General features: G+C 36.3%; 10 protein-coding genes. All 10 read left to right on the forward strand.

Annotated features, from left to right (window positions below):
- Positions 1-61 precede the first annotated feature (61 nt).
- The 10 genes from I6760_RS07595 (at position 62) to I6760_RS07640 (ending at position 11239) form a co-directional block, all read left to right on the forward strand.
- Positions 62-2101: an OPT family oligopeptide transporter gene (locus I6760_RS07595; protein WP_196593878.1), complete on the forward strand. Its 2040-nt coding sequence runs from the start codon at positions 62-64 to the stop codon at positions 2099-2101.
- 300 nt (positions 2102-2401) lie between these two features.
- Positions 2402-2851: a GNAT family N-acetyltransferase gene (locus I6760_RS07600; protein ID WP_196593879.1), complete on the forward strand. Its 450-nt coding sequence runs from the start codon at positions 2402-2404 to the stop codon at positions 2849-2851.
- Positions 2852-2870: 19 nt separating this feature from the next.
- Entirely contained in the window at positions 2871-3338 is a 468-nt protein-coding gene (locus tag I6760_RS07605) for a metal-dependent hydrolase (protein ID WP_196593880.1), read from the forward strand.
- A gap of 65 nt (positions 3339-3403) precedes the next feature.
- Positions 3404-3766 carry an EamA family transporter gene (locus tag I6760_RS07610; RefSeq protein WP_196593881.1) on the forward strand — a complete coding sequence of 121 codons (363 nt, stop codon included), beginning with the start codon at positions 3404-3406 and terminating at the stop codon, positions 3764-3766.
- Positions 3767-3835: 69 nt separating this feature from the next.
- The gene (locus I6760_RS12940; protein WP_196593882.1) at positions 3836-4522 is read left to right on the forward strand and encodes a TonB family protein; all 687 of its coding nucleotides are present in this window, start codon (positions 3836-3838) and stop codon (positions 4520-4522) included.
- Between the two features lie 142 nt (positions 4523-4664).
- The gene (locus tag I6760_RS07620; protein ID WP_196594803.1) at positions 4665-6596 is read left to right on the forward strand and encodes a penicillin-binding protein; all 1932 of its coding nucleotides are present in this window, start codon (positions 4665-4667) and stop codon (positions 6594-6596) included.
- 224 nt (positions 6597-6820) lie between these two features.
- The gene (gene serS, locus I6760_RS07625; RefSeq protein ID WP_196593883.1) at positions 6821-8089 is read left to right on the forward strand and encodes a serine--tRNA ligase; all 1269 of its coding nucleotides are present in this window, start codon (positions 6821-6823) and stop codon (positions 8087-8089) included.
- A 954-nt stretch (positions 8090-9043) separates the two neighbouring features.
- Positions 9044-9445, forward strand: a complete 402-nt coding sequence (tnpA, locus tag I6760_RS07630) for an IS200/IS605 family transposase (protein ID WP_196593884.1) — start codon at positions 9044-9046, stop codon at positions 9443-9445.
- A gap of 7 nt (positions 9446-9452) precedes the next feature.
- Positions 9453-10562, forward strand: a complete 1110-nt coding sequence (gene tnpB, locus I6760_RS07635; protein WP_196593885.1) for an IS200/IS605 family element RNA-guided endonuclease TnpB — start codon at positions 9453-9455, stop codon at positions 10560-10562.
- Positions 10563-10681: 119 nt separating this feature from the next.
- The gene (locus I6760_RS07640) at positions 10682-11239 is read left to right on the forward strand and encodes a GH25 family lysozyme (RefSeq protein ID WP_196594804.1); all 558 of its coding nucleotides are present in this window, start codon (positions 10682-10684) and stop codon (positions 11237-11239) included.
- Positions 11240-11327: the final 88 nt, after the last annotated feature.

The raw sequence follows: 11327 nt of genomic DNA on the forward strand, positions 1-11327 counted from the left end.
AAATATTATGGGAGCAGGGATATTATTAGTCGTCGGATAAAATTACAGTAGGAGGATTTTTATGAAAGAATCAATTGATGTTATGGCTCATGAGGTGAATCTGCCCGAGCTGACTTTTCGCGGTATGTTTTTAGGTATGATTCTAACGGGTATTTTTACTGCATCTAATGTGTATCTGGGTCTGAAGGTAGGACTAACTTTTTCGTCATCAATACCGGCGGCAGTTATTTCAATGGCTATTTTGCGGATGTTTGCTAACTCAAATATTTTGGAAAATAATATGGTGCAGACACAAGTATCAGTAGCAGGTACGTTATCAGCAGTTATTTTTATAATTCCGGGATTATTGATGAGCGGCTATTGGACAGAATTTCCTTTATGGCAGACGTTTATGATCTGCCTATGCGGCGGAGCACTTGGAGTATTGTTTACGATACCATTGCGTCGGGTAATGGTGGTACATAGTGATTTGACTTATCCAGAGGGTAGGGCAGCTGCAGAAATATTACGGGCTGGCAGTATTTCCCACGATAGTACAACTAAGGAAGAAAACACAGATAATGGGATTAAAGAAATAGGAATAGGCGGAATACTAGCAGCAGTGGTAAGCTTATGTACTAGTGGTTTTAGATTTTTCTCCGGGGAAATAAGCTGGGCTTTTTCTATAGGCAAGGCAGTCTTCAGTGCTACACTGGGACTTTCTCTGGCTCTTTTCGGTGCAGGATATCTTATAGGTCTTGCCGGTGGTATTGCTATGTTGGTAGGAATGTTTCTTGCATGGGGTGTTTTTACACCGTATTTTACAACTTTGTTAGAACCTAAAACTGGTATGGATTTAGTAGCTTTTGCTACTTCAGTATGGTCGGCTAAAGTTCGTTTTATTGGTACAGGTACTATCGGTATTGCTGCTTTATGGACACTACTCACACTTATGAGACCGGTTATTTCCGGCATGAAAGAACTGTTGCATACTAATGATATAGAAAAAACTACGCATCGTACGGATACAGACATGTCACCACGCTCAATGGGTATTTTACTAATTTTAATAATAATCGGTATGATAATAACAATATATTCATTCATTGCAGCTGCTGGTTTTACCGGAAGTACTTTATGGTGTTTTACTATTTTAGGTACAGTAGCAGTTTTGATTATAGGTTTTTTGGTGGCAGCAGCCTGTGGCTATATGGCCGGGTTGGTTGGTTCATCGTCAAGTCCTATTTCGGGAATAGGGCTTATTGGTATAATAATATCTTCAATATTGATTTTATTGGTGGGTACTTCCCAAGGAATATTTGCAGATCCTATGGGGAAAAAATTTGCTATAGCATTTGCTATTTTTATTACGAGTTTAATATTTTCAACGGCAACGATTTCTAATGATAACCTGCAGGATTTGAAAACAGGCCAGCTGGTTGGAGCTACGCCATGGAAACAGCAGGTAGCATTATTAATTGGTTGTGTATTTGGCGCGATTATTATTGCGCCAATATTAAATCTTTTATATCAGGCGTATGGTTTTGTAGGTGCTATGCCGCGTGCTGGTATGGATACTTCACAGGCTATGGCAGCACCACAGGCAAATTTGATGACTACGATAGCCCAGGGAATATTTAATCATAATGTTGATTGGACACTTATTGGCTTAGGAGTCATTGTAGGAATAGTAGTCATTATAGTAGATATTTTTCTGAAGAAAATGAATCCAGCATTAACATTGCCACCATTAGCTGTTGGTATGGGCATATATTTACCACCGTCTGCTGATGAACCATTGGTTGTAGGGGCCGTAGCAGCATATTTTATTCATAAATATTTGAAGAAAAGGGCAGAAAAAAAACAGGTTGCTGATGTTAAAAAAGTTGTTGAACAGCACGAACGCCGTGGGGTATTGTTTGCATCAGGATTAATAGTTGGTGAAAGTCTCATGGGAGTTATTGTTGCGGTTATCATTGTTATGTCTGTAACGACTGGTGGCAGTGGTAATCCTCTGGCACTTGTCGGTCCGGGGTTTGCTCCAACAGCACGTATTTTAGGGTTTGTCGTATGTGTTTTAGCAATGCTGTATTTTGTCCGTAGAGTGATCAGCAGTAAATAAGCTGCCTTGTAAAAAAGTATAGCAATAGAAAGTGAGGCACTTGGTATTGAACAATGATAAGGTATTGTTTAATATCAGGTGTTTTTATTTATATTGTTAAGTTAGCTCGTATACTTGCAGAGAAGAGCTTTTTTGCGTAAAATAAAGCAAGACTGAAAATTGTTTATAGCACATGAGCTGTTTTAAATAGTTTATTATAATTTCACAGTTGGAGTAAGGATGATGAAATTTATTATTAATAATAGGTTTATTAGTGTAAGAATGGAATAAAATTTCAAGTAGAGAAAAGTGGGGATGGCAATGTATGCTTTAAAATTGGCAAAAACACCGAAGTTATGGCGTATAGCAGCAATATTGATTCATGAATTAGCAGAATATGAGGACCTTACCAGTATTTGTCGAAGTACCCAAAATGATATAGAACAGCTTTTTAAAGAAAATTTGCTGCATGCAATAATAGCTTTTGATAAAAATGGTGAACCAGCAGGTCTTTTGACATATTTTTATATGATATCAACATTTTATGGAAAAAAAATTGCTTATATGGATGATCTTTTTTTACGGGAAAAAAATAGAGAAAAAGGTTTGGGGAAGAATTTATTAACTGAGTTTGAAAAAATAGCCCATATCGAAAATTGCTGTAAGTTAGAATGGAAATGCTTGACATGGAATAAACAGGCACAAGGATTTTATGAAGCTTTTGGTGGTAAAAAAGATGATGAAAATATGACATATTATAAAGTGCTTTAAAATAGAAGGAGGATATGCTTTGAAATGGGTAAATCATATGTTGGTTACGGGAGCAATAGTTTATGCAGTAACGGCTGATCCACTGCTTGCTCTTTATAGTGTTGCCGGAAGTGTGCTGCCTGATAGATTAGAAGGCAGACCACCGAAAAATAAAAAAGCATATTGGAAATGGCGGCAGAACCATCGGACATGGACACATTGGACCGTACCATATCTACTGATTATAACAGTTATCCTTCTTTTAAGACATTTAAAGATAATAACACCTGTCTTTTGGCCGGTAATGCTTATTGTACTATTCTTTTTTACTGGGGCATTGCTGCATATAGTGGAAGATTTTTTATGTGGCAAAGTGCCATTAATAAATTATAAAAAGAAAATAGGGATAAAATTATTTACTGTTGATTCTTGGGGAGAATATTTTTTTTCGATAATGCTGACAGTATTGCTGCTGTTGTATCGGGGCAGTGAATATTTTAACAAATGATTTTTATGATAGCAGAGATTATTTTGCTGATAAATTTAGAAATATAATGAATAGAAGGTTTATCTATGAATTTAATATTGATTTTAATAGGTGTTTTATTAAATGCCATTGCGCAATTGGTTTTAAAAAAAGGAATGTCACTTATTGGAGTAGTACAGGTTGATGTTTCTTCAATACTGGCTATGATATTCAAAGCAGCAACGAATGTATATATTTATTTAGGACTTTTATGTTATATATTGAGTTTTGTTGTATGGCTGATGGTTTTATCACGTACGGAGGTTAGTTATGCATATCCATTTTTAAGCATAGGCTATGTTATCGCTGCTTTTGTAGGATATTTTTATTTTGGAGAAAGTATGACATTTTATAAAGTCGGTGGAATAGCACTTATATGTGCCGGTGTGTTTTTACTATATCGTTCATGAGTATATACTTCATAGTAAAACGAATGCTATAGTTCGTAGCTCATTTGTAAGCTGGGGAGGTATATAGCGGTGAATGATAAAAGACGATGGTGGTATGCTGTTGCGATTTCAATTATTATGCATGTAATTATTTTAATATTTATTATGTATCAGATAAGTATATGGAGCCCTTCTAGAAAAATAAATCTGCCGGTACCGCCGGAAGAAGTGTTTATTGCTGACGAAGTGCCCGATGACAGTTTATCAACAGATGAAGGAGAAGAAAATACTGATGCAGCGCTTGATAATGGGGTAGATAAGGATGCTGTAACTGTACCGACTAAAAATTCTCTGCATGATTCGCAGGAAGAGAAAGCAGATAAGAGTAGTAAAGTGATGTCTGTGCCAGAAACTGAAAGAAATAACAAGGTCGCTGCCAAGAAAAAACGGCCGAGAAGATATCATATTGCTTCATTGAAAGGGGTAAACCTGGCGGATAGAATAGATCTATCTAATATACCAGCAAAGCCGCAGCGTATTGCGGGTAAAAAATTTGTTTTACCCGCAGCTTTGCAGTCGCAGGGACATTCAATAACTGTAACAGTTATATATATAATAAAAGCTGATGGAACAGTAGAAGCTGATATAGAAAAATCTTCTGGTAATGAAGCAATAGATGATGCGGCAATAGCTGCGATTAACAGTTGGCAATTTAAACCAATGAATAAAGATTATCCAGTACCGATTGAACATGTATTTACATGGCCTGATAAATAAAACTTGGATTATTGCCGTGTGACAAAATGGAATCATTAAGAGAAATTTGATATGAACAAAAGGAGGTCTGGTGGTGCCAAGTAATAAGGAAAAAAATGATATAGGCCCACAGAAAACTCAGTCAAGAATTATCATAATAGTAATGGTTCTGGTTATGGCGTTTGTTGTTTTGGCATTACGCTATGCATGGGTTCAGACAGTTCTGCATCCAGGACTTTTAGCAAGAGTGGAATATCAGGCAAGGGAACATTATATCATTCATTTACCACGTGGTACTATTTATGATAGAAACGGGCGTGAAATGGCAATAAGCAATATGACTAAGTCGTTATTTGTCGATCCTAAGCATGTCAAAGATCCGGAGCAACTTGCAGCAGACTTAGCACCGTTGCTGAATATGTCTCAACAGGAAATTTTAGCAAAAATATCATTGGGTGGTGGTTTTGTATGGCTGAAAAGGCAAATGGAACCATCTATGGCTGCAGCAGTAAAGACATTGATAAAAAAGAAATCTTATGGTGTATGTCTGGGTTTTCGTGATGAAAGTAAAAGATATTATCCTAATAAGATGCTTGCTGCTAATGTTCTGGGATTTGTAGGTACTGATGATAAAGGACTAGATGGTATAGAACAGTCAATGGATCAGGTTATCAGGGGACAAATAATAAAAAAATCTATATTTACTGATACGTTGGCACGACCTATTTTAGGTTCAGTATTAAATGATGTTATGCCACAAGGAAATGAATGTAAAAATGTATATCTTACTATAGATAGTACAATACAGTTCATTACAGAACAGGCACTTGATAAGGCAATGGGAAAATACGCACCAGCAACGGCAACTGCTATAGTAATGAATCCTAAAACGGGAGAAGTACTGGCGATGGCATCAAGACCGTCCTATGATCCCAATAATTTTGCAAAGTATTCTTCACTGGACTGGAAAAATAAAGCAGTATCATTTGTTTATGAGCCGGGATCAACATTTAAAGCAGTTGTTGCAGCAGCAGCGTTGCAGGAAAATGTAGTAAGACCAAATGATATTTTTGTTGATCCTGGTTATTTAATGATTGATGGGCGGCGGATACAAAACTGGAGCGGTGGCAGTTTTGGCACAGTTACTTTTACTAAAATAATAGAGGAATCTATAAATACGGGTTTTGTTCATATTGGTTTAAAACTTGGCGCGGATAAGCTTATAGGATATGCAAAAAAGTTTGGTTTTGGTAAAAAAACGGGTATTGAACTGCCGGGAGAAGAACGTGGTATATTGTTCGATCCTAAGCATATGACAGCGATAAATGTTGCTACAACTTCAATCGGACAGGGGATTGCTGTAACACCGCTGCAGATAGTAACTGCTATGTCAGCTATTGCCAATGGTGGAATATTGATGCATCCGCATATAATAAAAGATATATATAATCCTGATGGAAGTTTATATGAGGCCACTAAACCACAGCAGATACGGCAAACTATAAGCGGGCAGACGGATAAAGTTCTGGTTTCTCTACTGGAAAAAGTTGTTTCTGAAGGCGGTGGAAAAAAAGCAGCCGTTCCTGGTTATCGCATTGCAGGGAAAACAGGGACGGCACAGAAAGTGGATACTGTACATGGCGGATATCTGCCTGGACGGTATGTTGCTTCTTTCTGCGGTTTTGCTCCGGTAGAAAATCCGCAGTTTGTGGTTTTGGTTATAATTGATGATCCAAGCAGAATAAATTATTATGGTGGACAGATTGCTGCCCCGATAGCACAGGATATTTTTTCTAAAATATTTCGGTATTGTCATATAGAACCATCTGTTTCAGTAAAAAACGATGATGAAGTTAAGGCGCAAATGCAGGTAAAAAAACAACATAAAAGTACTTATCCAGTTGGTAAATTACCAGCTGGAATGGTAATGGTGCCTGATCTGCGGGGAAAAACAATAAGAGAAGTAACTGCCGAATTAGCGGAATTAAAACTGGATATCGGTATTTCAGGAAGCGGTGTTTGTGATGGACAAAGTCCGGTGCCAAATACACCAGTTGCGGCCAATAGTAAAATTAATGTACATTTTTCACCATAAATATGATAAAATAAAGCATAAACCCGTATAAAATATGGTTGTAGCATAAAATCAATTATCTGCAATATACAAAAAATAATTTTACTGGAACGGTGATATCCATGTTTTATTACTGCCGGAGATTTATCCGTTCTTAATTGAAGAGTATAAGTTTTCGTATAATGCAGTGTCAGAAAAATTTAGATAGATAAAAACTATTTACATAAAAAGGCAGGTTAATAATAATGCTTGATATTAAATTTGTTAGGGATAATACTGAAAAGGTTCTGGAAATGTTGAAAAACCGCCACAATCCAATGAACCTTGACAATTTTAAAGAATTGGAAAAAGAACGACGGCAGATAATTGGCGAAACTGAAAGTTTAAAAAGCCGTCGTAACAGTGTTTCCAAACAGATAAGTGAAATGAAAAAACGAGAAGAAAATACTGATGAAATTGTAAAACAGATGCGTACTGTCAGTGAAAAAATAAGTCAGCTGGATAAGCAGTTAACTGAGGTACAGGCGCAGTTGAAGGATATACTGCTTCATATCCCTAATATGTTGAATCCAGCGGTACCTGTTGGCAATGATGATAGTGATAACCCTGAAGTTCGTCGCTGGGGACAGCCGCGCAAATTTGAGTTTGAGCCAAAACCCCATTGGGATATAGGTGCGGCACTTGATATTCTTGATTCTGAACGTGCAGCAAAGGTAGCTCAGTCAAGATTTACATTTTACAAAGGGCTGGGAGCAAGACTAGAACGTGCGGTGATTAACTTTATGATGGACACTCATTCAGATCAGCATGGTTATAAAGAAATGCTGGCACCATATATTGTTAATAAAGATAGTATGATTGGAACTGGTCAACTGCCTAAATTTGCTGAAGATATGTTTAAAATACAAGATGTTGACCTTTATCTTGTTCCTACGGCAGAAGTTCCGGCTACCAATTATCATCGGGATGAAATTCTGAATGGTGATAATTTACCAGAAAAATATTGTGTGTATACGGCTTGTTTTAGAGAAGAAGCAGGGTCGGCTGGACGTGATACAAGGGGGCTTATTAGACAGCATCAGTTTAATAAAGTGGAATTGATAAAGTTTGTTAAACCAGAAGATTCATATGATGAACTGGAAAAAATGGTAAAAGATGCATCACATATTTTGGAATTACTGGAAATCCCTTATCATGTAGTAACTTTATGCAGTGGAGATATTGGATTTACAGCGGCTAAAACATATGATATTGAAGTATGGCTGCCGAGCTGTAATATGTATAGGGAAATTTCTTCTTGCTCAAATGTAGAAGATTATCAGGCTCGCCGTGCTAATATTCGTTTCCGTCGTGATAATAAGGCAAAGCCTGAATATGTCCATACATTAAATGGTTCAGGGCTTGCAGTAGGCAGAACAGTGGCAGCTATCCTGGAAAATTATCAGCAGTCTGATGGTAGTGTGTTAGTGCCAAAAGTACTTCGCAAATACATGGGCGTTGATGTCATAAAATAACATAGTAGGCATTTTGTTATACTGGAATTAGTATTTTATTTATACTGATTTCAGTATTTTTTTCCACATAGTATTAAATTGTTTAAATCTATAAAGTTTCTATAAAAAACATATATAATGGTAGCTAGAATTGTAGTGGTATTTGCCATATCAGTTTATGCTAACCTTATATAGTTATTATTGTTAAAGTACAATAATAGTAGTAAAATTATCTGTGGCGGCAATATGAAAATAAATGGGAATGTTTGCAAATAGGATATTTATTTGCACAGACTTTATTTAGCATAAAATTTGTTGGTAATACAAGTTGGTTTATTAATTCAGAAATTTCCATTAATTATATAAATGAAAATTTTATATTTATGAGGGATGATTATGATAAAAGGAATTGATTAAATGGGAGCCGCACACTCGTGACTTCAGTCAGAGTTAGGCGACCAAACTAGTCAGTATGTATAGAAATATGCATATAGAGATTGGCAAAGACCAATACAATACTGCCTGAAATGCTGGAAACTCCTAAAGACAGTATGGCCACAACGCTAAGATGAAATAAGCTCAAACGTGACGGCAACGAAAGTAGAAAAAATATGCTGTATGGTGCAAGGTTAAACCCTAAACACTAAGAAAATGGACAATCAGCAGGAAAGCTCCGAACAGGAGAATCCCCAACGACTATTCCTCTTGAGGGAAGTACAGCCAAGCGGCTGGAAGTGGGCAGACCTTAACGGATAATGCCGAAGGACAAGATATAGTCTGTGCTTTATGGAAACATAAAGGAGTTCATAAGAGAACCGCATGGGAAGTAACAAGCCCGTGTGAACGACACCTCCCCAATACGACTAAAAAAGAACTTACGGTTCTTACATATGTTATTAATAAAATGCCATTAATTACTTATTAATAATTGCTTTAATAAAATACATATGTTATTATTATATGAGAGGTGATCATATGAAAGTAACATATGGTAGAGGATATGCTTTTTCGTTACAATATCATATTGTTTGGTGTGTGAAATACCGTAGAAAAGTATTAACGCAAGAAATAGAAACAAGTCTTATGGAAATTATAGATAAGATAGCAAAAGACAACAATTTCCAAATTCTTGAAGCAAACACAGATGAAGATCATATCCATTTGCTTGTTAACTGTACTCCTCAACATTATATTCCCAATATCATAAAAGCTCTGAAAGGTGTTTCTGCAAGGCTTTTAATGAAAAAACATGGGAATTTTTTAAAACCAAAATTGTGGGGTGAACATCTCTGGAATCCAAGTTATTTTATAGCTACAGTTTCAGAGAATACAGAAAAGCAAGTTCGAGAATACATTTTAAAGCAAAAAGAAAAGTGAGTAATTAATGGAAAAAGCCTTCAAATTTAGGATATATCCCAACAAAACACAAGAAATACTGATACAAAAAACATTTGGTTGTGTAAGATATGTTTATAATTATTATCTCAATATGCGAATTAAAGCATATAAGGACGATAATACAACACTTACATATTCTAAGTGTTCAAGAAATTTAACGCAATTGAAGAAAGAAAACATCTGGCTAAAAGAGCCGGATAAATGTTCTTTGCAAAATTCGTTAAAAGACCTCGATACTGCCTATCAGAATTTCTTTAAACGTAAAAATGTTGGCTTTCCTAAATTCAAGTCCAAAAAGAACAGGCATAAATCTTACAAGACAAACTTTACCAATGGTAATATTGAGTTTTTAGGCACAAAGATAAAGCTGCCTAAGCTGGGTAAGGTAAAAATAAGAGATAAACAAATACCACAGGGCAGAATCTTAAATGCTGTAATATCGCAAACACCCGATGGTAAATACTTTGTATCTCTATGTTGTACAGAAATAGAAAAACCTGTTTTTAATCGTACTGACAACTATGTTGGTATCGATCTTGGCTTAAAAGAATTTGCAATTACCTCCGATGGCGATAAAGAACCCCATCACAAATACCTCGAGCAGTCATTAAATAAACTTGCAAAACTGCAAAGAAACTCATCCCGAAAAACAAAGGACAGCTCAAACAGGAACAAAGCAAGAATCAAAGTGGCAAGGCTGCAGGCACGTATTGCAAATCAGCGAAAAGATATGCTGCATAAACTATCTCATAGACTTATAGAAAATTACGATGTTATCTGCTTAGAGGATTTGCAAGTAAATAACATGCTGAAAAACCACAAACTAGCTCGCAGTATTATAGATGCCAGCTGGTCAGAATTTACGCGTCAGCTAAAATATAAAGCTCAGTGGTATGGCAAAGAAATAGTACAAATAGACAAATTCTATCCATCAAGCCAGCTGTGCCATAATTGTGGTTACCGGAACAAAGAAATAAAAGACCTTACTATAAGACAGTGGGAATGTCCTAACTGTAAAGCCCAGCATGACAGAGATATAAATGCCGCCATAAACATTCGCAATGAAGGACTAAGAATATTAAAGATAACAGCGTAATAACATATATAAGAACCGTAGGAACTACGGGGATAGCCTGTGGAGATAATGTAAGACGTGAATTTTGCGCAACTATCTGTGAAGCAGGAACCCTGCGACTTTAGTCGTGGGAGGTTCAGATAAGTGAGAATAATGGTAGTATTGACTGGCTGGCAGTTGCAGCAGCGGGAATAAAATTCGCTATTGTACGCTGCAGTATGGGACGATTTGAACAAGATGATTTATTTGTCTCTAATGTAGATAAGGCACATGCTGCTGGATTAAAAGTAGGGGCATATCATTATTCTTATGCGCTAGATGCGCAGCAGGCTTTGGAAGAAGTTCAAAATTGTTGTAAAACGATAAAAGACAGCGGGCTGTCGTTGGAGTTACCAGTATTTTATGATATGGAAGATGCTGATGGCTGGAAAGCCAGGCATAATTTTGTTTTTAATAAAAACCATATTACGGAAATGTGTCACGTGTTTGTGAAGAATATGGGGGTGGATTGCGGGGTATATGCATCTTATTATTGGCTGTGCAATTATATAGACTGGCAGTCTCTGCAGTGTCCCATATGGAATGCCCAGTGGGGAAATACAGATGATTTGCGGGGATATATGTGGCAGTATACAGATAAACTGAAAATAGGCAGAAATTTTTTTGATGGCGATTTTTTTTATAATTCTGTAACCTGAGCATATAGAAAAAATTTTGTTTCTATTGAATTTAGCAGAATGTAATGCAGATAACAAATAACATGATCTGTGAGGACTTTTTTATTCC

This window comes from Pectinatus sottacetonis (assembly GCF_015732155.1).
Classification (GTDB): domain Bacteria; phylum Bacillota; class Negativicutes; order Selenomonadales; family Selenomonadaceae; genus Pectinatus; species Pectinatus sottacetonis.